This window comes from Acidobacteriota bacterium, from assembly GCA_018268895.1.
Taxonomy (GTDB): domain Bacteria; phylum Acidobacteriota; class Terriglobia; order Terriglobales; family Acidobacteriaceae; genus Edaphobacter.
In genome coordinates this window covers 765,251-788,835 of sequence record JAFDVP010000007.1, presented here as the reverse complement: position 1 = coordinate 788,835, position 23,585 = coordinate 765,251, and the positions used below count along the sequence as shown (strand labels likewise).

Here is a 23,585-nt window from a genome sequence, read left to right as displayed (position 1 = left end):
ATGGTTGGGATCGATGGGACGGGCTTTCAGAGGGTGCTGAAAAAGTGCCTCAATGAGCAGAATGCGTACCTCAAGGGGCTAAAGCCCCTTTGATATGCGGCCGTATCGGCACGGCTGAAGCCGTGCCCATAAGCAAAGCCTAATTTTCAGCACCATCTTCAACCCTGACCATTCCCGAGATTTGCTCACCCGGCGCGAAGCCCCAGGTTTGAGCACGAGAAAGCCCGGCCAGACATCGGTCTGACCGGGCCTGTTGCGTTCTCGCCTGAAGGCTAGAACGTCGTGCTGACCGTCAAGCGAAGCGTCTTTCTCGGCTCGCGCAGCGTGTAGTCCGACCCATAGAACTGGATCGCCTGGAGATAGCTGTACTGGCCTGCTCCGGAGTTCGGAAAGAAGCTGCGGAAGGTTGCGCTGTCCGTCGCCAGGGCCTGCGGTACGTCCTTGTAGAGACGGAGCGGGTTGTAGGCGTAGTAGATACGGAACGGTGCGTTGACGATCGGCAGGATGACCTGCAACTCCGCGCCGTTCGACATACGCGGTACGTAGTTTGTTCCCGGAACGGTGCGAAGCGGGTTGGGGAACGCGATCTGCTTGCCGCCGTAGCAGGCGCCGTTGATGAACGTCGGGCAGCCATAGAGCGGGCTCGAGATCTCCTGCTGTCCGGAGACGCTCTGCCGAAGCTGGTCGGGATGCACGTCGAAGGTCATGTTGAAGTCGGTGAAGAAGGCAAACGTGACCTGGTTGATGATCGGGATACGGTACTCGAGGTTCGCCGTAACGCTGGTGTCGCCGCCGATCGAGACCAAGCGGTAGACCGGCAGCGGAATCTGCACGTTGCCGAGCAACGGGTTCGAGGGATCGCGCGGGACTGTCGTGCCGTCGGGGTTGGTGAGGTTGAACAGCAACCGATTCGGGATGAAGGTATACGGCGACGACGAACGCACGTCGAAGCCGCGGATTTCAGACTCGCCGCCCGCGTAGATACGGTTCGTCGGGGGGGCCACCTCGCCCGCGAATCCGGTGATGTGCGAGACCTGCGCGCGGTAAGCCAGGACGTTGTGACCGTCGCGGTTCACCTTCAGACCCTTCATCGGGTAGAACTGGCGATAGGTCACGACCGGCTGGATGTACTTGATGTTGCCGCCGGCGCCGGCGATCTGCAAGGCAGCGTTCAGGTCGCGCCCCGAGTGCGGGCCCACGGCACGGTCGATGCTCGAGTAGCTGAAGCTCGGAGTAATGGTCGAGGAGATGATGCCGTTGAGCTGGTTCTGTCCCTGCACGCCCGAGCGGAAGGCCAGCGTCTGGAAGACGTTGCGCGTGTTGTCGTTGAACGTGGTCACCGACGAGCGCGACAGCGCATACGAGACGCCCACGCGGGTGACGCCCGTGCGAGCAAAGAGGTGGCGCAGCGGCGAGCTGACCGAGAGGGTGAAACCCGTCGATGCCTGGTTGTAGTTCGTCAGCAGCGACTGCTGCGCCGTCGTCAGGTTCTGGCTGGCGCCCTGCGCAATCTGATAGCTCTTGGCCGGGTTGAAGTCGTACTTGGTGGTGAAGACCTGAAGGCCCAGCGAGATCGGCTTGTTCCGAAGGTAGGGCTCCGTGAAGCCGAAGCTGAGGTTGCGCGACAGGTCGCCGATGTTGGCCTGCACGGAGAGCGTCTCACCGAGACCGAGGAAGTTGTTGGTCTCATAGTTGAGGCCGATGAACGTACCGGAAAGTCCGCTGATACCGCCGTTCAGGCCGATTGAGTTCTTGCCCTTTTCCTTGAGCTTAAGAAGGAGGTCGACCGTGTTGTCTTCGGCGTTCTGGCGGCTCTCGGAGTCCTGCTCGGCCTTGAGAGGCTCGAAGTAGTTCAACTGGTTGAGCCGCATGATCGACAGGTCCCAGAGCTGGGAGTTGTAGACCTGGCCTTCGTCGAGCAGAAGCTCGCGGCGGATGACCTTGTCGCGGGTGATCGAGTTGCCCGAGAACTCGATACGCGACACATAGAAGGGCTTGCCTTCGTCAATGTCGATGTCGAGATAGATCAGCTTCTTGGCCTCGTCGATGCGGGGCACCGGGGTGCCGACCATGTTGATAAAACCGCCCTGCCCGTAGGCCTTGCGGAGCTGCTCAATGCCCTTGCCGAACTGCGTGGCATTGAACCACTCACCGTCCTTCTCGGCGAACTGGGCGCGGAGTGCCTTGGTGTTGGGGTAGGCCTTGTTGCCGGTAAAGGTGATCCCGCCCAGACGGTAACGGGCACCTTCTTCCACCGGCATCAGGATGTCGATGCGCTTGCCGGTCGATGGCCGCAGGGTGAACGGGTTCAGGCCGCCCGCGTCGCGGACCCGCGTCGAGGGTTCGCTGGTGAGCGCCTTGAAGTAACCGCGATCGCGATAGGCCTGGCGGACGCGCTCGGTGTCCTCATCGAGCTTGGTGGCGTCGAAGGTGCGGGCAAACAGGTTCTCAAGAATGATGGAGTGCGGGATGCCGATCGGCTTCAGGTTCTTCATCGCCGCTCGCAGCGTGCGGTCGGGAACTTCCACGTTGCCGTCGAACTGGATATGGCCGACCTTCACGGTCGGGCCTTCCTTAACGTTGAAGGTCAACGCAACGGCGGCCGGGGGAATGGTTTTCACCTCAACCCTGATCGTCGCAAACTGGTGGCCGTGCGCCGCCAGCAGCTCCTTCAGGACATTCTGGGCGCGGGCGATCTTGGTGGGATCGTACTGGCTCTCGACCGAGAGGCCGACCTTGGCCTTCTTGAGCGCGTCCATAATGTCGGACTGCGAGACGGCGTTGATGCCCTTGTAGTTGATCTCGCGGATGGTCGGCTTCTCGCGGACATAGACGACAAGCTGGACGCACTTGTCGCCGTCGACACGCTCGATACGGACGTCGTCGAAGTAGCCGGTGTTCCACAGCGAATTGAAGTCGCGCTCGACGACCTGGGCATCGTACAGGTCGCCCTGGTGCGAGAACAGGCGCGCCAGCACAGACTCCTTTGGAATCCTGCGGTTGCCGACAACCTGGGGCTGGCAAAGCGTCTGTGATCCACCAGCTTGCTGGGCATGGAGCGACGGAACCATCGCCGCAGCGAATGCCAGAAACGACACGGCGGAGACGATGCGGGAGCAACTGGAGCGAGTGCACACAGGCCTGGTCCTGCACTTCAGGGAGCTTCCGCTCTCTCGATCTACGGTAAAGATACGCACACCCTCACTGCTTGAAAAATCACGCCCCGCCGGTTCCTGAAGGGGAGTCTTGATTATATGGGAGCGCACGGGCGGTTAGCGAGTTCGCCCGCAGGATACGTCACACAAAAGACAAGTTATCGGACGCTGCGACTTCTGAAACGTTTGGGAGATCGGCTGCATTTCCACCCATTGCCCTCGAAATGCAATGCTTCCCCATGGCGGTACTCAGACCCCGCCACCCAGGACCCTGGCGAAGACAGGGCTGTCGACATTGCCACCCCCAAGAAAGGTCCCCACACGCTGCCCCCCGTGCAGCCGGTCTTTTAATAACCCAGCCAGCCCCACGGCCCCCGCCCCTTCAGCGACGTTATGGGTGTCAGCAAACAGGATGCGCATTGCCTGCTCCACCTCGTCATCATCCACTTCAAGGATGCGGTCGGCCCCTCCACGCACCACTTCGAGCGCGGCGTTGGTGGGTTTGCGGCAGGCGACGCCGTCAGCGATGCGCGTCGAAACCGCATGTTCGACGACGTGACCGGCGGCAAACGAGAGCGCGAAGGCAGGGGCGGAACGTGAGACAACCCCAACTACCCTCGTCCGCAGCCCAAGCGCATTGCGCACCGCAATCGTCCCTGCGATGCCCGACCCCATACCGATGGCGACGTAGACTGTGTCGAGCGTGGGGACGGCAGTGAGGAATTCCAGCGCTGAGGTGGCCACTCCCGTCACCAGCAGAGGGTGGTAGCTCGGCACCCAGTGCCATCCATTCTCGCGCTCCAGCTTCACAGCATGTTCGAGCGCCGCCTGAAAATCGTCTCCGGCCTCGACCAGCTCCGCTCCCAGCTCCCGCATGGCGCGGTTCTTCTCTCTGCTGTTGCCGCGAGGCACAACGATCACGGCGCGAATCCCCATGCGCGTCGCCGCCAGGGCGACCGACTGGCCGTGATTGCCGCGCGTCGCGGTGACGACGGTCTTCACCTCGGCCTGTTCGCGCCTGAGCCAATCCATATAGACAAGCCCGCCGCGAATCTTGAACGCTCCTACCGGCGAATGGTTCTCATGCTTCACCCATACCTCAGCCCCGGCGCGCGCGCTGAGCAGCGGCCAGGTGTACTGCGGGGTTGCGGGCATCGTCTTATAGATCAAATCGGCGGCTCTGCGAATCGCATCGAGGCCTGGCAGACCGGTCTCCATTGCACGGCTCCATTAGTATTTCGTTGGTTACAGGAATCCGATGACGCGAAGCAGCCCGAGGCTTCGGAAACTCTCCTCAGGCTTTGCGCACTTCGACCAGAACGGAGTAGAAGGTCGCTCCGCCTCCCATGTCCGTCAGTCGCTCACTGGTCAGCGCGTTGATGTTCGCGCCGCCCTGGGTGAGCTTGTTCCACTCCAGCCGCGCGGAGACGACACCCTGACCGACCTGGCCGTTGACGTGGGCGCGCAGCCTGATCCTTCCCCGGCCGTTGAAGATCTCCACCTCATCGCCGCTCGCAATGCCACGCGGTGCGGCGTCGGAGGCGTGCATCTCGAGGATGCCCGCGGTCTTCGCTTCCATCCGCTGGTGCACGGGGATGTTCGCGAAGGTCGAGTTCATGTAGTTGTCGGCCTTGCGCCCCAGAAATTCGAGAGGGTACTCAGCCGCATGGGCGCGCGATTCTGTCGGCGCTTTGAAGACCGGCACGGGCACCAGCTCGCCCCGGCCGCTGGGCGTGCGGAACCAGTCGGCGGTCGAGAACGGCAGCGTGTCGCCGTTGGCATCTTCAGGCATCGCAATGCGGATGCGCCCCTCGCGCTCGAGCGTCTCGCGTGTGATGCCCTTGAACCACGGCGAGCCTTCGCCAAGGGTCTGGTCGATCAGATCGTCCTCGCGGTCGTCGAAGCAGCTTTCCGAGAAGCCCATCCTGCGGCCAAGCTCGCCGAAGAGGCGGACGTTGTTGCGCGCCTCGCCCAGCGGCTCGATGGCCTGCTGCGAGAGCTGAGCATACTGATGCCCATAGGCCCCCTGCACGTCCTTCGTCTCCAGAAAGGTGGTCGCCGGAAGGACGATGTCCGCGTAGTCGGCCGTGTCGGTGAAGAACTGCTCGTGCACGACGGTGAACAGGTCGTCGCGTCGCATCCCGCGCAGAACATCGTTCTGGTTGGGAGCGACAGCCGCCGGATTGGAGTTGTAGACGAAGAGCGCCTTCACCGGAGGCCCGCCGACACCTGCATCGGGCGTAGTCAGAGCTTCGCCCAACTGGTTCATGTTCACCATACGCGCTGCGCGGCCAAGCGGACTTGCCTGCATCAGCTCTGGCATCTGCAATGCGGCAGAGCGGAAGGGAAACGCCCCGGAGGTGGAGAGCTGCACCCCGCCGCCCTTGTACTGCCATGCGCCTGTCAGCAACGGAAGCATCGCGACGGCGCGGACTGAGCCGCCGCCGTTCTCGCTGCGCTGGATGCCATAGTTCAGGCGGATCGCCGCCGGCCTTCTGCCGTTCCGGCCAGCCGTAGCATACTCCCGCGCCAGCCGCTCGATCGCCGCCGCGTCGATACCGGTGACCTTCGCGACCGCCGCGGGCGAGTGCTCCGACTTCAGCGCATGGGTCTTCAGTTCTTCAAAGCCGTGAACGCAGCGCGCGATGTACTCGCTGTCCTCCAGGCCATCGCGCACGATGACGTGCATCATGCCGAGCGCAAGCGCCGCGTCGGTGCCCGGGTTGATGACGAGGTGCTCATCAGCGAGCGCTGCTGTGCGCGTCTTGTATGGGTCAATGACGACCAGCCGCGCGCCGTGTCTGCGGGCCTCTTCGATAAAGGGCCACAGGTGAATATTGTTGCCGTGAATGTTTGCGCCCCAGGCGATGATGAGGCCTGCGTGCACGAAGTCCTCAGGAGCCGGGCCCAGGCGGATGCCGTAGACGCTGGTCAGCGCCGCGCCACCCGCCGAGGAGCAGATCGTCCGGTCGAGCTGCGAGGCCCCCAGCCGGTGGAAGAACCGGCGGTCCATCGAGCCGTAACCGAGCTGCCCGATGGTGCCGGCGTAGCTGTAAGGCAGGATGCTCTCCGGCCCATGCTCGGCGGCGATCCGCTTGAGACGCGCCGCGATCTCGTCCAGCGCCTCGTCCCAGGTGATGCGCTCGAAGGCCTCAGCCTCCTTCCCCTTTGGAAGCGGCCCCTTGGCAACTCCCGCTCTGCGCCGCATGGGATAGAGCAGGCGATCGGGCGAGTACACGCGGTCGAGATACTTCGCCACCTTGCCGCACAGAAAACCGCGCGTCACCGGGTGCGAGGGATCGCCCTGCATCCTGATGGCGCGGCCCGTAAGGTTTTCGACCGTGACCAGCACACCGCAGGAGTCCGGGCAGTCGTGCGAGCAGACCGCGCGGACAACATGAGTCGATCGAGAGTTCTCGCCCATGCCTCCATTCTAGTCCCGCGCCTCAACCTGCGATATCCTCGCCCCATGAACGAAACGACGTTCCCCACGACGAGGCTCGAGGCCTTCTCCGACGGCGTTCTGGCGGTCATCATCACCATCATGGTGCTGGAGCTGAAGGTCCCGCACGAGAATGGCCTCGCCGGCCTGCTCTCGCTCGCGCCCATTCTCTTCGTCTATCTGCTCTCCTTCTCTTTCACCGGGATTTACTGGGTGAACCACCATCACCTCATCCGCCGCGTCGAAGAGTGCGACCACCGCGTGCTCTACGCGAACCTGGGATTTCTCTTTGCGGCGTCGCTGCTCCCCTTCTTCACTGCATACGTGATCGAGAAGCACTCCGACTCCTTCTCCGTGGCCATCTACGCCGCGTCGATGATCTTCACGGGATTCATGTTCTTCCTGCTGCGGATCTCCGTTGCGCGGCTGCTGAAGAAGAGCGAAACACTTTCGCCGGAAGACGTAGCAACCAAGCGCAAACATATCGTCAGTCTCGCTCTCTACATAGCCGCTGTTCCGCTGGCGCACTTCCACCCTTATGTCGCCCTCGGCGCCATCACGCTGGTCACCGTCATCTGGATCATTCCCACCGCAAGACCCACCTGCGACCGGAGCGCCTGAACCTCCAGCCATGCGATCGGCATTTGCTACAGTGGACGCAGTTGCTCCGAGGTGACCCCGTGTCCTTTCGTCTTCGCATCGCTCTGCCGCTGATCGCGCTGGCTCTCGCTACTCTTCCCATGGCCGCGCAGCAGGGACTGACGACCGTGCCGCAACAGCAGCTCGACGTCATCAAGGTGCTGCTCGCGCAGGAGGCCGCCTGGAACCGCGGCGACATCGAGACTTTCTCCGAGAGCTACAAGAACTCGCCCGACACGCTCTTCATCACCAACACCGTCAACCGCGGGTTCGCCGGAATGGTGGAGGCCTACAAGCGCGACTACCCCAACAAGGCCATCATGGGAACGCTCGGCTTCTCGGAGCTTGAGGTGCATCCGCTCGACGAGCGCTTCGCAGTCGTCATCGGCAAATACCACCTGGAACGCGGAAAGAAGGAGGGCGGCAACGCCGACGGCATCTTCTCGCTCGTGCTCGAGAAGACCGACAAGGGATGGAAGATCATCGTCGACCACACTACGGGGTAAACGCTCTGCCACGGCAAATAAGGATATGTGCCGTCATAAGCAAATACAGGGATTCTTCGCTGTTGGCTGTACCTTCCAAACAAAAGGGCCGCTCGAAGCCTACCTTCGAGCGGCCCTTTCCATAATTTAAAGCCTCAGACCGTCATCACTTCTTTTTCCTTCGCTTTGAACAGGTCTTCGACGCGCTTGATCTCGGCGTCTGTCAACTGCTGCACCTCTTCGCTGGCGCGCTTCTCGTCATCGGCGGAGATCAGCTTGTCCTTTGCGGCCTTTTTGATCTGATCGTTGCCATCGCGGCGGATGTTGCGGATCGCCGTCTTGTGGTCCTCGAGCGTCTTCTGAAGCTGCTTGACGACCTCTTTGCGGCGCTCCTCGGTCATCGGGGGCACAGGCACACGCACCACCGTTCCGTCAGACATGGGATTCAATCCCGTGCCCGAGGTACGGATCGCCTTCTCGATGACCGAGACCATCGCCTTGTCGTAGGGCTGCACCAGGATCAGCGTCGGCTCCGGTGTGCTCACCTGACCGAGCTGGGCCACGGGCGTGTCGGTGCCGTAGTAGTCGACCTTCACCTGGTCGAGCATGTGCACGTTGGCGCGGCCGGTGCGCGCCGCGGCGAGATGCGCGCGAAAGTCCTCCACCGACTTCTCCATCTTCGACTTCAACTCCTGGTGGGTTCCCTTCAACGCTGCTATGCCTGCCATCGCCGATGCCATAATGCCGTCCTCGTGCGCGGTTGCGCCAACGACGATTCTATCGAAAAACTGCGGCGAAGTGAGTCGCGGGGCATGAGCTTATGGCTTCTTCGGCTCCGGCGCAGGAGGATTCCCCCCAAGCCGCAGGTTCACGGCCTTCTGCAGCATGTCGAACCAGAACGGCGCTCCCTGCGAGATCGCCAGCACGGTCGCCACAATGCCGAGGAGCTTCCACAGCCACCAGCTCCAGTCGCCCAGGTCAACCAGGCGCGGATCGGTGTTCGAGAGCGCGACCCGGTACGGCGACGCCGTGGGATGCACCAGGTCCGGCCAGCACCGCGCATCGAGCCCCGCGGCCTGCACCGTCGTCTGTACCGCCGCACTCTGGCCTGGCGGATGTGCCACCTTCGTATCGACGAAGCACCACCCCAGCGGCACCCCGGGCAACTGCTCGCGCAGCAGGTTCATACGGCGGATCGACTGGTCCAGCTCCGCCTGGTCGTCGCCCGTCGCCTGGTCTTTCGGCGTCGACTTGACGTACTCGGTCGCCTCCGCCGCCACCGCGTCGCGCAGCGCCTGGTCGTTCCAGAACCGCTTGCTCAGCGAGATGGAGTCGGCGTTCAGCATCAGGCACAGCAGAATGCCGAAGACCCAGATCCACGCATGAGACTTGCGCTTGTACCAGCCGGAGACACGGTCCATGGAGTCGTTGAACCAGCTCTCGATGCGCTGCCGCTGTTCGGTCGCGTTCGTCGAACCGCGCAAAAGCGACGCCAGGAGCTTCTCCGTCTGCGCAAACTTGTTCGTCTGCGCGTTCGCCGAAGCGCTGCCATCGAGCCTCATGCCGTGATCGTCGGCCACCTGCAGGATCGCCAGCGCCAACGTGGTGGATGGGATGTACGCCGGCCGCTCGAGCCTGCCCATGAAGTTGGGGCTGCACAGTCCCTTGATGAGCGGCAGGTTGTAGAGCTCGTCCCGGAAGCCATCGCTCAGCAACAGCCCCGCCAGGCCGCGCTCCAGCGTGGTAGCCCGCCAGCGCAAAAGGTTCGCCACGATCTCCTGAATCGCCGAGCAGGCCGCGCTCAGCATCAGAAACAGGAACGCCATGCTGATGGCAAAGCCCACAATGGTCGTAATCATTGGCCACGCTCCACGAAGAGATCAGGGCCCGGCTACCGCGTAAACGACACGATCACTCTACTCGATCTTCAGACGCAGACCAAAATCGCCCGCCCCAGCGCTCCCGTCACCTGATCCTGCGCCGCCAGCGCCACGACGCGCTGCACACCGCCGATCTGCTGAAGGTGTCTCGAAAAATCCCATGCCAGGTCCCGCGCCTTGCAGATGTTCCAGAAGGCAAGCAGACGCCCGATCTTTCCCGTGTCCTGCGCAATCTGGCCGAGCACTCCTGTGGCAAGTACGTTGAGAGCGTGCGGCATCACCGTCGCCAGCAACTGGTTTACCGACTCATAGTCGTCATGTTGCGGGCTGGAGTCGCCGGGGTTGACTCCACGCTGCTTGTCGATCGCAATCAAAGCCAGCGCCAGATCGTGATTGATGTGCGCATTCATTCCCGCCAGCGCGAACTGAATGCGGTCGATGCCGCCGCGAAAGCGCGCCTGCATCAGCGCATCCCACGCATGAGGAGCGCCGGATGCGCCGCTGATCCATGCCGCCACCGCATCGAAGTAGAGCCCCGCGAAGACCACATCGAGGCCATCGAGCCACGCTGCATCCTTCCATCCTCCTGCTGGTGGACGAAGATCGACTTCCTCGGTGACCATCATGTAAAGACGGTTGAACCACTTCAGCCCATCGTTGTCCGGAAGGCAGGCATCGATCTGCTGCATCTTCTCGAGAACATCGGAGACGCTCCCCGGCTTTGCTCCGGTCACGATCCCATACAAGGCCTTGTCCGCCTGCGCAACCCCCATCCCACCCTCCAGGTATCGCGAAAGTATAGACCATCGACTTCCTGCCGCTGCTCTAACGGCGTTAGCATCGAAGGTGTGCGTGTGGCTCAGACGGCCGAGTCTCCGAAGTTTTCTTTGAAACGACGCCTATGCCGATACCCGCTTTCCATCGCCTGCTTCGCGCCGCGAGCCTCGCGCTGACCGTTACGCTCTCGCCGCTCTCATCGGCGCAGACGCTCGCCCGCCCCGGCTGGGCCGGCTCCGGCATGAGCGCGGCCCCGTGGTGGAAGCACGCCGTCATCTATCGCGCCGACCCGCGTGGGTTCGGCGGGCTGCACAGCCTCGCATCTCACCTCGACTACATCCACTCCATCGGAGTCGACGCGCTTCTGCTGACTCCTCTCGGCACCGACGCAAAGCAGCCGATCGACCCCGCGCTCGGCACCCTCGACGATCTCGATGCGATCGTTCGGCGCGCAAGCGAGTACAACATTCGCGTCCTCGTCGAACTCGACGCTCACACGCCCGACCTTGCCGCGACCACGCGGCTGTGGCTCACGCATGGCATCGCAGGCTTTCACGCCACCGGAGCCTCCGCAGAGCAGCTCGCCGAGATCAGAAGATCGTTCGGCAGCTTCGCCGGACAGCGCATCCTCATTGGCGACTCCACACCCGACGACGCCCCGCCGCCGCGCGGAGCCGATGCTCCGCAACTGATCGCCGATGGCCGCGCCGGAACGCAGCCGCAGTTCACCGCCGCAGCCGTGCGCGCCGCGCTCGAAGCCACGGAGCAGTTGCTGGACAAGGGATCGAGCGTCCCCCTGCTCTTCTCCGACGGCCCATCTCTCAAGCGCAGCATCGACCGCTACAGCGACGGCACACACCCCGTCGAGATCGCCCGCGCCGTGGCGACCATGCTGTTGACGACACGCGCGGGCGCGATGCTCTACTACGGCCAGGAGCTCGGCCTCACGGATGGCGCGTCACCAGCCATCTCCTTCGACCAGATGAAGAAGGGTGAGCAGCCCGCGGCGATGAGCGTTGCCGCCGGGAACGCCGATCCCTCCTCGCTGCTGAACTGGTACCGCCAGCTCAGCGCGCTTGCTCACAGCAACCGCACCATCGGCGCCGGCGCAACCATCATGCTCAACCACGACGACCAGAACGTCCTCGCCTGGGTGCGCAAACCACCGACCGTCTCGCTCGCAACACCGGCAATCGTCGTCATCGAAAACCTCTCGGCGCAGCCAGTCACCGTCTCGCTCAAGGCCGACATGCAGCGGCTGCATCTCAAAGGCAGCTTCCTGCGCACAGTGATGCGCTCCGACAACGCCATGGGAGGCATGCACCTCGACGGCATGACGCTGCCGCCCTTCGGCGTCTTCATCGGCGAGCTGCGCTACTAGCGCCGTTTCGGTAAAACAAATGAGGTGTCATCCTGAGCGAGCGTAGCGAGTCGAAGGATCTGCGGTTTGCTTGGGCAGGCAGCATCTTCCATCAGACATCCTACGAAGAAACGCAGGTCCTTCGACTCCATTTGCCGCAAAAACGCGGCAAACTCCGCTCAGGATGACACTTTAAAGACGGACGCGCTTTCAGGGCAGGACTGACACCGAAGTGCGGTCGCTGATCACAACCGCTCCGCCTCAGCCAGAACCTCAGCCAGGTGCTTCGGCCGCGCGCTGGTGTTCTGCGTAATCTGTTCGCAGCAACTGAAGCCGTCGGAGACGATGATGGCCTCGCGGTTGTTGCGCACCGCCGGCAGCAGTACGCGCTCGCCCAGCTTCTGCGAGACCTCGTACTTGTCTTCCTCGAAGCCGAACGGCCCCGCCATGCCGCAGCAGCCGGAGTCCAGCAGCTCCACCTCCGCGCCGGTCGCGCGCAGCACCTTCACTTCGTCCGCCATGCCCGGCCCCGCCTTGTGGTGACAGTGCCCATGCACGACGATCTTGCCGTCGATCTTCGGCGGCTCGTACTCCGGCGCATAGCGGACAAGAAACTCGCTCAGCAGAAAGATCTGCGAACGCAGCTTCTGCGCGCGAGGATCGCTGGGGAAGAGATTGACCAGCTCATCGCGAAAGACCGACGCGCAGCTCGGCTCCAGCACAACCACCGGCGTTCCCGCCTCGATCTCCGCCGTCAGCGCGTCAAGCACCGTCGCCAAGTACTGCTTCGCCTTGTCCAGCAGGCCGAAGTCGTACAACGGCCGCCCGCAGCACAGGTGGCGGTTTGGCACCGTAACGCGGAAGCCCGCCGACGTCAGCACCTGGTGCGCCGCCCGCATCGTCGCCGGATGAAAATAGTTGTTGAAGGTGTCCGCCCACAGAAACACCTTCGGCGCATCGGCGGCAAGCGGTTCGCGACGATCGCCACGTCGGCGCCGCGCATCGCGCGCCATCCTGCGGTCGGGCGTAAACGGCTTTGCGAACTTTGGAAACGTGCGGCTGGGATGAATGTGCAGCACCTTCTTCATCAGGTGCGAGATCCCCGGCGTGCTGTTGAGCGCATTCACCAGCCCCGGCGCAAACGAGGCCAGCCGCGCCCAGCGGTCGATCATCCCGAACGCATAGTGCGCCAGCGGTCGCGAATGGTGCTCATAGTGGTGCGACAGAAACTCCGACTTGTACGTCGCCATATCCACCGAGACCGGGCACTCGCTCTTGCACGCCTTGCACGAGAGACACAGATCGAGCGACTCGCGCACCTGCTCGTTGGCCCAGTCGTCCGGCAGCACCTCGCGCTGCATCAGCTCCCACAGCAGGTGCGCCCGCCCGCGCGTGGAGTGCTGTTCCTCGCCCGTCGCCATGTAGCTCGGGCACATCGTTCCCGCATCGGCCTTGCGACACGCTCCCACGCCCACGCAGCGCAGCGTCGCCTTCGCAAACGATCCCTGGTCCTCGGCAAAGCTGAAGTGCGTCTTCGGCTCCCACGGTTTGTAGTCCGCGCCCAGCCGCAGGTCTTCGTGGATCTCGTGCGGATCGATCAGCTTGTTCGGGTTCATGCGGTTGGCGGGATCGAACAGCCGCTTGAACTCGCGCAGACCTTCCATCAGATCGGGGCCCAACATCTTCGGCAGCAGCGCGCCGCGCGCCTGTCCGTCGCCGTGCTCGCCCGAGAGCGACCCGCCGTGCGCCAGCGCAATGTCGGCCGCCTTGTCCATGAACTCGCGAAAGGCGAGGATGCCCTTCTCCGTCTCGAGATCAAAGCTCAGCCGCATGTGCACGCAGCCCTGACCGAAGTGCCCATACATCGGGCTGTGATAGTCGTACTCCTGCATCAGCGCGTAGATCGAGCGCAGGTACGAGGCGAGCTGCGTCGGGTCGACCGCCGCATCCTCCCAGCCCTCCCAGCCCGTGCGCTTGCCCGGAACGAACGCCGTTGCGCCAAGCCCGGATTCGCGGATCGCCCACACGCGGTGCGCTTCATCGTTGTTGTAAATCCGCGCCGTCGTAATGCCTGCGAGCGCCTGTGCAGCCGTGCGGGCGCGATCGTCCGCCTCCTGCTGCGTCGCTCCACCGAACTCCGTAAGCAGGAAGCCACGCCCCTCGGGCAGGAGCGGAATATCGTTCAGCGCCTTCTGCTTGCTGCGCAGCGAATCGAGCAGCAGCCCATCCATGCCCTCAAGGCCAATCGGTTTGAACGTTAGTACCAGGGGCACATGGTCGGCGGCGATAAAGACATCTTCAAAGCCAATGCCCACCAGCGTGCGGAACTGCGGACTCTCGACAAGGTTCAGCGTCGCGCCAAGGATGATGACGCACGTTCCCTCGCTCCCCACCAAAGCTCGCGCAACGTTGAAGCGGTTCTCCGGCAGCAGTTCATCGAGGTTGTAACCCGACACGCGCCGCGGAATATTCGGGAACTTCTCGCGCACCAGATCGGCGTAGCTATCGCGGATCTTCTTCAACCCTGCATGAAGCTCGCCCTCTCGCCCGCCCGCAGCAATCTTCCGCGCAAGATCTTCATCGCTGTTCGCGCCCACCGTCAGGCGCGTTCCGTCGTACAGCAGAATGTCGAGCGAGTGGATGTTGTCCACCGTCTTGCCGCCCATCAGCGCATGAACGCCGCAGGAGTTGTTGCCGATCATGCCGCCGATCGTGCACCGGCTGTGCGTCGCCGGATCGGGAGCATAGGTCAGCGCGAACTTCTCCGCCGCCTCCCGCACACGGTCGAGCACGATGCCTGGTTGGACGTGCACCGTGCGCGTCACCGGGTCCACCGCGCCCATCCTGTTCATGTATTTGGAAAAGTCGAAGACCACCGCCGCGTTGGTCCCCTGGCCCGCCAGCGACGTTCCGCCGCCGCGCGAGAGCACCGGCGCGCCGAACTCGCGGCACACCGCCACCGCCGCAATCACGTCGTCTTCGTCCAGCGGAATGACCAGCCCAATGGGAATATGCCGGTAGTTCGAGGCGTCGGTCGCATACAACGCGCGCGAGGCGGCGTCGAAGCGGACCTCGCCGCGCACCTTCTGGCGCAGAGCCTGTTCAAGCGACGAGGCGGAAGGAAAACTTTCGTGGGCACGTGCATGCGAGCTGGGAAGCAGCACAAACGGAGACGATGCGGAGACAGTGGTCGTAGACAACGGTGCGTTCTCTTTCCTTTTACTCCATGCTACTTCGCATTGGCCGTCTTCGCACCCGCTGTCATCCCGGCGCCGGCAGCCATCTTGAAGATCGCGTGCGCGTTCGAGCTGTCAAAGCTCAGGTCCAGCGACTGCCGGCCTCCCTTCTCCGGCATCCGCAGCCGCGTGATGAACTCGTAGAACGATCCCGGCACCTCGCGTTCAATCGTGGTGCCATCGGCGCATTTGAAACGCCGCATCACCCGCGCAGCCTGAAACGCCGTCTGCCGCACCCGCCCCGACTGCGATGTCTCCACCGCCTCCTTGACCGGCTGCTTCAACTCCTTCAGCTCCGCCGAGAGCTTATCGACGTCGGCCACGCGGTCCGTCGCATGGTTGAGGGCATTGCCCTCCGTCGCGATCCACGCCATCTCCGGCGACTCCGCCAATAGCTTCTGGTAATCCGCCAGCGCAGGCTCGGCGTGCTGGCGGTCGAAGACCGCGACCAGCACCGGGAGCAGCTTCGTCGCCTCCTTCAGCGAGAGCGACCGCTCCGTCTCCATCGTCTTCAACAGCTCCGCGGCCTCCGGCGTCACCGGGTCGGTCGAAGTGGAGGTCACTCGCCCAACCGCAATCTGGAACCCCGGCGAAAACCTCTCCGGATGCAGCTCGCTAATGAAGAACTGCGCAATGTCCTCCGGGTAGTCCGCCTGCGCGTGCGAGCGGCCTGTCATGCGCAAACGCTCCAGCGGATACACGCCATTCAACGCATAGCCCAGCGGCCGCAGCACGCGCGTGATCGCCTCCTGCCCAGCCGGCAGTGTGCCCATCTTCCTGAACGCAACCGTGCGCACGGCCCCATGGTCGTGCATGATGGTCCGTCCCTGCGCCACGCAGCGGTCCACATACAACGCCGCCGCGGGAACACGCTCCAGCAGATCTTCAAACAGCAACATGTTCAAGGCCTGCGCCAGCACAGCGCGCGAGACACACGGCCCGCCATCGGCCTTGAGATCGGGGTGGATGACCAGCACGCGGAAGAGACGGCTGCTCCGCTCAGGCCCCGATACAGTCTCCAGAAGATGCCGCAAGATCCCGGTATCCGATCTCATCCGCCGACTCCTTGACGTGAAAGCGCCGCGCCCGCGCCACACCGGCGAGGCGGGCATACATCATCGTCAAAGAGATGCGCTTCTGTAAATGGTATTAATGCGAAGGCGTGGGCGGAATCGCACCTGCTCTACGCAGAACCCACGTATCGCGTAGCAGATAGCAAGCACGGGCCCGTCTTCTCGACGCGGACCACACGCCGCAGGCCGCGCACCGAGTTGCCCAGAAAAACGGCATCCGCCCCATCGAGGTCCTTCGGCAATAGAACACGCTCCTCAGCCGTAGGATCGGTCGCCAGAATATGCCGCCGCAGCACCCCCGGCAGCACTCCGCAAGCCAGCGGCGGAGTCAGCAACCGGCCTCCGCTGCGCACAAACAACGTGCTGATCGCGCCCTCGGTCAGCTCGCCGCGCTCGTTCACGAACAGCACCTCGTCGAAGCCCGCCTCACGCGCCCGCGCCAGCTCCCGGTCATACATCTCTCGCCTTGTCGTCTTGTGACGAACAAAGACATCGCCGGAGTTCACCCTCGACGATGAGAGACGGACAACAATCTCCGCCGGACCTTCTTCCAGCGGCGAATGCGACAACGTCAACCCGCCCGGCGCGCCCAGCAGCAGACGCACACGCGAGCGAACGCCGCGCAGCAGGTCCTTCACCATCGCCGCCAGCCGCGCCTCGACCTCTTGCCGCTCGAAGACAAAGTCGAAGTACGCCGCCGACGCCGCAAGCCTGTCCAGATGCAGCGTGAGCCGCACGATACCGCCGCCATCGAAGAGCATCGTCTCGATCAGCTCGAACGCCACACTCCGCGACTGAAGAAAGCTCGCCTTGAGCTGACACTCGCGATACTCCGCCTCCGGCGCGGAGTCCGCGACGATGCCGCCACCAACTCCCATACGCGCCACGCCGTCCTCAACCACCAGCGTCCGAATCGCCACGCTGAACGCGGCCTCGCCCGTCGGCGCTATGTGCCCGATTGCCCCCGTGTAGACGCCACGCGGCCCGCGTTCCAGCTCGCGGATGATCTCCATCGTGCGAATCTTCGGCGCCCCGGTAATCGACCCCGAAGGAAACAACGCGCCGAATATCTCATGCCAGCCAGGACCAACCCGCATCCGCCCGGAGATCGTCGACGTCATCTGCAGCAGTGTGCGATAGCGCTCCACCGCGAACAGCTCCTCAACCTGCACCGACCCCATGCGGCAGATGCGCCCCAGGTCGTTGCGCAGCAGGTCGACGATCATGATGTGCTCGGCGCGGTTCTTCTCGTCCGCCGCAAGCCGCGCCGCCTGCCGCGCGTCGCCGTCGCTGTCGAGCCCGCGCGGCATCGTCCCCTTCATCGGTCTGGCCACAATGCGCCCGCCCGCCGCCACACGAAAGAACAGCTCCGGCGAGTGCGAAAGAATGTGCCGCTCCCCAACATGCAGCAACGCGCTGTACGCCACAGGCTGCGCCGCTGCCAGAGCCGCAAACGTCGTCGCCGGCGAGTGCGGCAGCCGCACCGTCACCGCATCGGTGAAATTCACCTGGTACGTATCGCCCGCTTCGATATAGCGCTTGATGCGTTCGATCGTGCGCGTGTACTCGGCCTCTGCAATATCGAGCCGCAGATCGCGCGGAGCAGCATCGCCGAGCGCACTCGCCGAAGCCTGCTCCACGGTAACCTCAGCAGGCGCATCCCCCGCAAACGCGCCAGCAGCATGATCGAAGACAAACGGTTTCCTGTAGACACCAAACCACGCCAGCGGCAGCGAATCCTCTCCACGAGCGGCAGCGACACGACCACATCTCATCACAAAGTGCTCGCCACACTCATAGCCGATGTAACCTGCAACGTGCATTCCATCGGCAAGCGCACACTCTATCCGCTCGAACATCGCCGGAATCTCATCCAGCGCATTTGCAACGATCGTCTCAACGGGGTCGAGAAAAAGATAGCTATGTGCGTTGTCCGCATCGAACCGCGAGGTCTCCAGCAGCACGACGTCGCGCGAGCTTGCCGCCAGCGCGCGAAGGTACTCAGGAAGTTTGGTCCATGCTGACAAGGCGAACTCCGGTGAGTTCGATTCTATTGGACGCCAAATAGAATCGGGTGCCGGCAGGCGAATGGAATCGGGTGCCCCATCTTCGACGCCCGAAGGGCGGCTAAGGTGGGACATTCTAGCAAAGCTCGAACCGCTTTTATCAGGCTGCGGGTTCGCTGTGCTCGAAGTAAAGATACTTGCGCCACGCCGCGTCGGCGCTGCCGATCATGCGCATAATATGCCGCGACGTATGCAGCGAGAACGGCCGCGGCTCGCGTTTCAGCTTCATGTCGGTCAGCTCATGAAGCATCTGGTTGCCCTTCCTGCGGTTGCAGTTGTGGCAGCAGGCAACAAGATTCTCCCACGTTGAAAGGCCACCGCGTGAGCGCGGAATAACGTGGTCCAGCGTCAGCTCTGCCGCCGTCAAAACCACCTCGCAGTATTGGCAGCAGTTGCGGTCGCGCAGCAGAATGTTCTTCCTCGAAAGCGCCCGCGTCTGGTGCGGTATCCTGCGATACTCCAGCAGCCGGATCACGCTAGGCATCGCCATCTGTATCCTGGCCGCGTGCAACTGCTGCCCCTGCTCCTCTTCCGTCCTCGCGACGCCCTTCAACACCAGCACCAGCGCGCGGCGAGCGCCGCAGATATTGATCGGCTCATACGATGCGTTCAGCACCAGCACGGGAGTCTGCATCACCGGCTGCCGAAAGACCCCGGCCCGCACCTCCACTTCGGTCAGCGCCACACGCGAGGCATGGCCCGGCAGATGCCCGGCGTGCCGCTTCCCGCTCAATCCCTGCTTCCGCATCTTGCCCGATTGCATCTCGACTCGTCCTCCGTCCAAATACGTTCAGCACTGCGCTCAGCTCTCGATCTCTGCACTCATCCTGCGTCCCAGACTGCGACGTTCGCAGCCTGTGCATCCCAACTCGCCACCATCTCCCGCTGCGCGCGAGCGACTGTAGCAACCCAGACCTTCTCCGCTCCCGCCTGGCGCAACATGCGAGCGCACTCGCGAGCCGTCGCACCGGTGGTATAGATGTCGTCGACCAGCAGGACTTCACACCCCGCTACCGCCGCCGGATCGGCAACCAAAAACGCGCCGCGAAGATTCCTCCGCCGCCCACTGGCCGTCAGTCCAAACTGGCTCTCCGTATCGCGCACACGCCGCAGCGCGCTATGCGCCGTCCGCGTCTTCACCGTACTGTCACGCCGCAACTCGGCCAGGGCCTCATCGGCGATCAGCACCGACTGGTTATAGCCCCGCTGTCTCTGCTTGGCCGGGAACAGCGGCACTGCAATCACAACCAGCTCGCGCCCCATCGTAGCGCTATCGTCCATCGAAGCAATCACGCGCGCCAGCAGCTTGCCCAGCGGCTTTGCGGCCGAACGAACGCCTTCATACTTCAGCAGATGAATCAGCTCCCTCATGCGGTCTTCATAAAGACCCCACGCCGCGGCGCGTTCAAACTGCGGGGGAGCCAGCCTGCACGGCGAACACAAAAGGGCCCGGGCGCCAAACTGCCGCTCATAGTGCAGGCCGTCGATATCCAATGCCTCGCCGCAGCGAACGCACAGCGCCGCCGACTGTGCTTGCAGCCCATCGATACATTCATCACATAACGGGGAAGCCCCGGTCCTGAGCAATGGCCCCCCACAGGCACTGCAATCACCGGGAAAGAAAGCTGTTACCAGATCGTCGAATACTGCACGAGCCACGCGGCCCGGACTCTTCAGCACGCGGGAGACAGCGCGCCATTCCTCCACCCCGCCAGGCGGGCCACCGGGAGGAGCCCCGGTTCCACTCTCGAGCGAATTGTCATTCCAGCGTTGGCTGAAGACTCACCTCACTCGTGGTGCAGGCCATTTTCCGCACCATTGCAGGCAGTATAGTCCTTCGCCTCGGCCCCAAGTCAAGATTGACCGCACCACGCAAGGTGCATCGCGCCTCCACCTTGTGCTACACCTGAAGCCATGCTCCGTGTGCTCACCTGGTGCGCCAAGTGCCTCTTCCTCTACATCATCGTGGCCGTGCTCGCCATCAAGCTCGCCTGGATCTTCGTGCTCCCCGTCTGGGCCGTCGCCACCAAGATGCACTGGACCACGCAGACCCGTTTCGTCTACCTGCTCAACTACTTCCTTCCCATCTTCGCCGCCTCGGGATTCATCCTCGGCCTCGTCCCCTTCGGCAGACTTCGCAATGCCGTCACCGAGCTTGCTCCCGGCGCCTCCCGCTTCGTTGAACCTGACGCCGTACCCGCCATCCTCTGGGCCTGGGTACCCGTCACCGTTGCCTTCCTCATCCGTTTTTTCACCTGGCAGTCACGGAACTCGAGTGTACTCGGCAGTAACAATACCGCAGGTCGTTTCGACCGCTTCTTCGGTACGTTCAACACGCAGGCCCCGGCCCTGCTCGACCCGAAGTGGGCGCAGGACCGCTTCCTCTTCACCGGCCCCATGCTCTTCCTGATGGCGTGTGCCGTCGGCGTCCTTCTCCGCCACACGCTCTTCGGCTCGTCCCGGCGGCCATCGCTACCCTCTACCGATTCTGTTTCTGTCGAGTAAACCGACAAGTCTCGCGCTGTTACACTCATGCAGCCGAAGCGCGAAACATTTTGCGGAGACACGTCATGGCAACAACATCCAAGCCTACCTTCACCCCCTTCGTCCCGGCCACAGAGTCGCGCCCCGAGTTCACCGCCCGCGCCCTCATCCTCGGAGCTCTCTTCGGCATCCTCTTCGGAGCGGTCACCGTCTACGTCGGTCTCCGCGCCGGACTCACCGTCGCCGCCTCGATCCCGATCTCTGTCCTCTCCATCTCGATCCTCCGCGCCTTCGGCCGCGCCTCGATCCTCGAGAACAACATCGTTCAGACTACCGGCAACGCCGGTCAGTCCATCGCATCGGGAGTCATCTTCACGCTTCCCGCGCTGATCTTCCTCGGCTTCGACCTCGAGTCCACGCGCATCTTCGCCCTCGCTCTCTTCGGCGGCTGGCTCGGTGTCCTCTTCATGATCCCGCTGCGCCGCCAGCTCATCGTCGAAGAACACGGCACTCTCACCTATCCCGAAGGCACCGCCTGCGCCGACGTCCTGATGGCAGGCGAGCGCGGCGGCAGCTTCGCCTCGCGCGTCTTCCTCGGCCTCGGACTCGGCGGCCTCTACACCCTCTTCCAGAACGAGAACCTCTTCGGCCTCTTCCCCGGCACGCCCGACCGCTCCTTCGACATCGGCGAGCAGCACCTGCTCAAAGGCGGAGCCATCCGCGCCGACGTCACCGCCGAGTACCTCGGCGTCGGCTACATCATCGGCATGCGCGTCGCCGCCGTCATGCTCGCCGGCGGAGTCTTCTCCTGGCTCGTGCTGATGCCTGCCATCTACTTCTTCGGCTCGCACCTCACCACGCCGCTCTATCCCGGCACCACGCTCATCAAAGACATGTCACCCTCCGACCTCTGGCGCACCTACGTCCGCCCCATGGGTGCAGGAGCGGTGGCGTGCAGCGGACTCATCACCCTCCTCCGCACCGCGCCGACGATCTTCGCCGCGCTCGCGGAGGGCTTCCGATCTATTGGCAAGAAAAATAGCACCACCAATAATTTGTCATCCCGAGCGGAGCGCAGCGAAGCCGAGGGACCTGCATTAAGTGCCGCAGCAGACATCTCAGGACAACCACCCCGCACCGAACACGACCTCCCATGGTCCGTCGTCATCGGAGGCTCCGTCCTCCTCGTCATCCTGCTCTGGTTCTTCCTCCAGTTCAAACCCGTCCCCGGAGCACAGGTCGGAGCGCTCGCCAACTTCGCCGCAGCCATCCTCGTCGTCATCTTCGGCTTCCTCTTCGTCACCGTCTCGGCGAGGATCGTCGGCATCGTCGGCTCCAGCGCATCGCCTGTCTCCGGCATGACCATCGCGACACTGATGGCGACAGCCGCTATCTTCCTCGTCAAGGGTTGGACGGCTCCTGCCTTCGGCGCTCTCGCCATCACCATCGGAGGCATCGTCTGCATCGCCGCCTCGAACGCAGGCGACACCGCGCAAGACCTCAAGACCGGCTACCTCATCGGCGCGACCCCATGGAAACAACAGCTCGCCATCATGATCGGCGTCATCATCTCGGTCTTCTCCATCGGCACCACGCTCAACCTGATGAATAAGGGGTTGGAATCGTTCCAACGTATGCCTCACCCAATCTCAATGTCGCTCTCGGCACTCCCCGACGGTGTGCAGAACCAAGGCAACTTTACTCGCGAGCGTGTCAGCATCATGGATAGTTCCTCATCACATACGGAACTCGATAACGCCAGAAGCTACATCCTATTGAATGCCATCGGCTCAAATACGCTGGCTGATGGCAAATACCTCTACAACCCTGTCACCAGCCAAATCGAGGTGCAATGGACGCAGGGCATCGGCAGCGAAAAAGCCGCAGCACCACAGGGCCGCCTGATGGCCACCGTCATCAATGGCATCCTCAGCCGTAAGCTGCCATGGTCGCTCGTGCTGCTCGGCGTAGCACTCGTCATCATGGTCGAGCTGCTCGGCATCCGCTCACTTACTCTAGCCGTGGGAGCGTATCTCTCCATAGGCACCACGCTGGCCATCTTCGTCGGCGGAGTGATGCGCTGGATGGTCGACCGCGCCATGGAAAAACAGCGGGAAAAGGAAGCCGCAGCAGAACACGCCGTCTTCATCGAACGATGGATCGCTACCCGTGACGAATGGCTAAAAAATCTGCCCGGCGAACGGATCGTCATCGCTCGAACCACAAATGGCCCTCTGGTGTTTGGGGTTCCACACGATTTCCTCGAGGCACATCCCGAAATGATCCCTTTCCCCGGCTTTGACCCCGAGAACCCTGAGCATTTCAACAAATCCACCGGCTTGCCCAACAACATCACTCTACGCAGTCCTGAGGTCGAATCCGAGATCTCCTCCGGCTCGCTCTTCGCCTCCGGCCTCATCGCCGCCGGAGGAATTGTCGGCCTCATTGGCGTGGCCATCAAAGCCATTGAGGGAATTTCGGAGCAACGAGGTGGTCACTGGCAGTTCAACCGCTTCCCCGAGACCAATTTCCTCCACCACGACTGGGTCTCGGTCGTCATGTTCGCTCTGCTTGCCTACTCGCTCTACTACTTCGCCCGCAAGCCGCTGGACACCGAAAAATAGCGCTAGCCCTTCACCGGCAGCGTCTTCACGAACTCCAGTGCCGCCTTCAACAGCCGCTTGCGCATGGCATCGCTTGCATAAACTTCGGCGGACGCTCTCACCCATCCGCTCATCGGCCTTCCGTTCATGACCATCGGCACGACGCCTTCGATCGCAAGCGCCCATGCGTCGTTGCCCTTGCCCAGCCGCACCAGCATCCCGCCGCCCTTGCGCGCCGCGCAGAGCAGGTTGCCGTTCCACAACCACGCCAGGCCGCCAAACATCGCCTTCTGTGTAATCTCCAGACGGCCACCCAACTCGTCATCCAACAATGCTTCAAGCGCCTTGTCTCTTGCCATCGTCTCCCTCTCGTTGAAACGCGTTG

17 protein-coding genes are annotated in these 23,585 nt (G+C 63.0%); 5 read left to right on the top strand and 12 right to left on the bottom strand.

Going from position 1 to position 23,585, the window contains the following annotated elements; translation table 11 throughout:
- Window positions 1–272: 272 nt before the first annotated feature.
- The 3 genes from bamA to JSS95_10950 form a co-directional block, all read right to left on the bottom strand.
- Complete coding sequence (bamA, locus tag JSS95_10960) at window positions 273–3,197, bottom strand: outer membrane protein assembly factor BamA (GenBank protein MBS1800337.1); 2,925 nt, start codon at window positions 3,195–3,197, stop codon at window positions 273–275.
- 207 nt (window positions 3,198–3,404) lie between these two features.
- Complete coding sequence (locus JSS95_10955; GenBank protein ID MBS1800336.1) at window positions 3,405–4,373, bottom strand: threonine dehydratase; 969 nt, start codon at window positions 4,371–4,373, stop codon at window positions 3,405–3,407.
- Between the two features lie 76 nt (window positions 4,374–4,449).
- Window positions 4,450–6,579, bottom strand: a complete 2,130-nt coding sequence (locus JSS95_10950; protein ID MBS1800335.1) for a molybdopterin-dependent oxidoreductase — start codon at window positions 6,577–6,579, stop codon at window positions 4,450–4,452.
- Window positions 6,580–6,624: 45 nt separating this feature from the next.
- Between JSS95_10950 and JSS95_10945 the strand changes: the two genes are divergently transcribed.
- Window positions 6,625–7,218 carry a DUF1211 domain-containing protein gene (locus JSS95_10945; protein ID MBS1800334.1) on the top strand — a complete coding sequence of 198 codons (594 nt, stop codon included), beginning with the start codon at window positions 6,625–6,627 and terminating at the stop codon, window positions 7,216–7,218.
- Window positions 7,219–7,337: 119 nt separating this feature from the next.
- Complete coding sequence (locus JSS95_10940; GenBank protein ID MBS1800333.1) at window positions 7,338–7,742, top strand: nuclear transport factor 2 family protein; 405 nt, start codon at window positions 7,338–7,340, stop codon at window positions 7,740–7,742.
- A gap of 134 nt (window positions 7,743–7,876) precedes the next feature.
- Here JSS95_10940 and frr read toward each other — a convergent pair whose 3' ends face one another.
- The 3 genes from frr to JSS95_10925 all read right to left on the bottom strand — a co-directional run bounded on the left by frr (window position 7,877) and on the right by JSS95_10925 (window position 10,374).
- Window positions 7,877–8,461 (bottom strand): ribosome recycling factor, encoded by a 585-nt coding sequence (gene frr / locus JSS95_10935; protein MBS1800332.1) that lies wholly within the window; start codon window positions 8,459–8,461, stop codon window positions 7,877–7,879.
- A 78-nt stretch (window positions 8,462–8,539) separates the two neighbouring features.
- Window positions 8,540–9,580 (bottom strand): hypothetical protein, encoded by a 1,041-nt coding sequence (locus JSS95_10930; protein MBS1800331.1) that lies wholly within the window; start codon window positions 9,578–9,580, stop codon window positions 8,540–8,542.
- A 68-nt stretch (window positions 9,581–9,648) separates the two neighbouring features.
- Window positions 9,649–10,374, bottom strand: a complete 726-nt coding sequence (locus JSS95_10925) for a hypothetical protein (GenBank protein ID MBS1800330.1) — start codon at window positions 10,372–10,374, stop codon at window positions 9,649–9,651.
- Between the two features lie 128 nt (window positions 10,375–10,502).
- On the opposite strand from JSS95_10925, the gene JSS95_10920 reads away from it, so the two are divergent.
- A complete protein-coding gene (locus JSS95_10920; protein ID MBS1800329.1) occupies window positions 10,503–11,759 on the top strand; it encodes a hypothetical protein in 1,257 nt (418 codons plus the stop codon).
- Window positions 11,760–11,983: 224 nt separating this feature from the next.
- Here JSS95_10920 and JSS95_10915 read toward each other — a convergent pair whose 3' ends face one another.
- The 5 genes from JSS95_10915 to JSS95_10895 form a co-directional block, all read right to left on the bottom strand.
- Window positions 11,984–14,938 (bottom strand): FAD-binding oxidoreductase, encoded by a 2,955-nt coding sequence (locus JSS95_10915; GenBank protein MBS1800328.1) that lies wholly within the window; start codon window positions 14,936–14,938, stop codon window positions 11,984–11,986.
- A gap of 29 nt (window positions 14,939–14,967) precedes the next feature.
- Window positions 14,968–16,029 carry a DUF1338 domain-containing protein gene (locus JSS95_10910; GenBank protein MBS1800327.1) on the bottom strand — a complete coding sequence of 354 codons (1,062 nt, stop codon included), beginning with the start codon at window positions 16,027–16,029 and terminating at the stop codon, window positions 14,968–14,970.
- 128 nt (window positions 16,030–16,157) lie between these two features.
- Window positions 16,158–18,074, bottom strand: coding sequence for an aminodeoxychorismate synthase component I (pabB, locus tag JSS95_10905; protein MBS1800326.1), 1,917 nt, complete (start codon window positions 18,072–18,074; stop codon window positions 16,158–16,160).
- Window positions 18,075–18,213: 139 nt separating this feature from the next.
- On the bottom strand, window positions 18,214–18,876 hold the full coding sequence (locus tag JSS95_10900; GenBank protein ID MBS1800325.1) for an HNH endonuclease: 663 nt from the start codon (window positions 18,874–18,876) through the stop codon (window positions 18,214–18,216).
- A 59-nt stretch (window positions 18,877–18,935) separates the two neighbouring features.
- Window positions 18,936–19,772, bottom strand: coding sequence for a ComF family protein (locus tag JSS95_10895; GenBank protein ID MBS1800324.1), 837 nt, complete (start codon window positions 19,770–19,772; stop codon window positions 18,936–18,938).
- 255 nt (window positions 19,773–20,027) lie between these two features.
- Here JSS95_10895 and JSS95_10890 point away from each other — a divergent pair, with 255 nt between their 5' ends.
- Complete coding sequence (locus tag JSS95_10890; protein MBS1800323.1) at window positions 20,028–20,618, top strand: hypothetical protein; 591 nt, start codon at window positions 20,028–20,030, stop codon at window positions 20,616–20,618.
- 65 nt (window positions 20,619–20,683) lie between these two features.
- Complete coding sequence (locus JSS95_10885) at window positions 20,684–23,221, top strand: oligopeptide transporter, OPT family (GenBank protein MBS1800322.1); 2,538 nt, start codon at window positions 20,684–20,686, stop codon at window positions 23,219–23,221.
- Window positions 23,222–23,223: 2 nt separating this feature from the next.
- On the opposite strand, the gene JSS95_10880 is transcribed toward JSS95_10885, so the two are convergent.
- Window positions 23,224–23,559, bottom strand: a complete 336-nt coding sequence (locus tag JSS95_10880) for a TfoX/Sxy family protein (GenBank protein ID MBS1800321.1) — start codon at window positions 23,557–23,559, stop codon at window positions 23,224–23,226.
- Window positions 23,560–23,585: the final 26 nt, after the last annotated feature.

Excerpts from the sequence above, each read along its gene's own strand:
- JSS95_10950 (MBS1800335.1), bottom strand. The coding sequence starts at position 6,579 with ATGGGCGAGAACTCTCGATCGACTCATGTTGTCCGCGCGGTCTGCTCG.
- JSS95_10900 (MBS1800325.1), bottom strand. The coding sequence starts at position 18,876 with ATGCAATCGGGCAAGATGCGGAAGCAGGGATTGAGCGGGAAGCGGCAC.
- JSS95_10930 (MBS1800331.1), bottom strand. The coding sequence starts at position 9,580 with ATGATTACGACCATTGTGGGCTTTGCCATCAGCATGGCGTTCCTGTTT.
- JSS95_10920 (MBS1800329.1), top strand. The coding sequence starts at position 10,503 with ATGCCGATACCCGCTTTCCATCGCCTGCTTCGCGCCGCGAGCCTCGCG.
- frr (MBS1800332.1), bottom strand. The coding sequence starts at position 8,461 with ATGGCATCGGCGATGGCAGGCATAGCAGCGTTGAAGGGAACCCACCAG.
- JSS95_10940 (MBS1800333.1), top strand. The coding sequence starts at position 7,338 with ATGGCCGCGCAGCAGGGACTGACGACCGTGCCGCAACAGCAGCTCGAC.
- JSS95_10885 (MBS1800322.1), top strand. The coding sequence starts at position 20,684 with ATGGCAACAACATCCAAGCCTACCTTCACCCCCTTCGTCCCGGCCACA.
- JSS95_10925 (MBS1800330.1), bottom strand. The coding sequence starts at position 10,374 with ATGGGGGTTGCGCAGGCGGACAAGGCCTTGTATGGGATCGTGACCGGA.
- JSS95_10945 (MBS1800334.1), top strand. The coding sequence starts at position 6,625 with ATGAACGAAACGACGTTCCCCACGACGAGGCTCGAGGCCTTCTCCGAC.
- JSS95_10890 (MBS1800323.1), top strand. The coding sequence starts at position 20,028 with ATGCTCCGTGTGCTCACCTGGTGCGCCAAGTGCCTCTTCCTCTACATC.
- JSS95_10880 (MBS1800321.1), bottom strand. The coding sequence starts at position 23,559 with ATGGCAAGAGACAAGGCGCTTGAAGCATTGTTGGATGACGAGTTGGGT.
- JSS95_10910 (MBS1800327.1), bottom strand. The coding sequence starts at position 16,029 with ATGAGATCGGATACCGGGATCTTGCGGCATCTTCTGGAGACTGTATCG.
- JSS95_10955 (MBS1800336.1), bottom strand. The coding sequence starts at position 4,373 with ATGGAGACCGGTCTGCCAGGCCTCGATGCGATTCGCAGAGCCGCCGAT.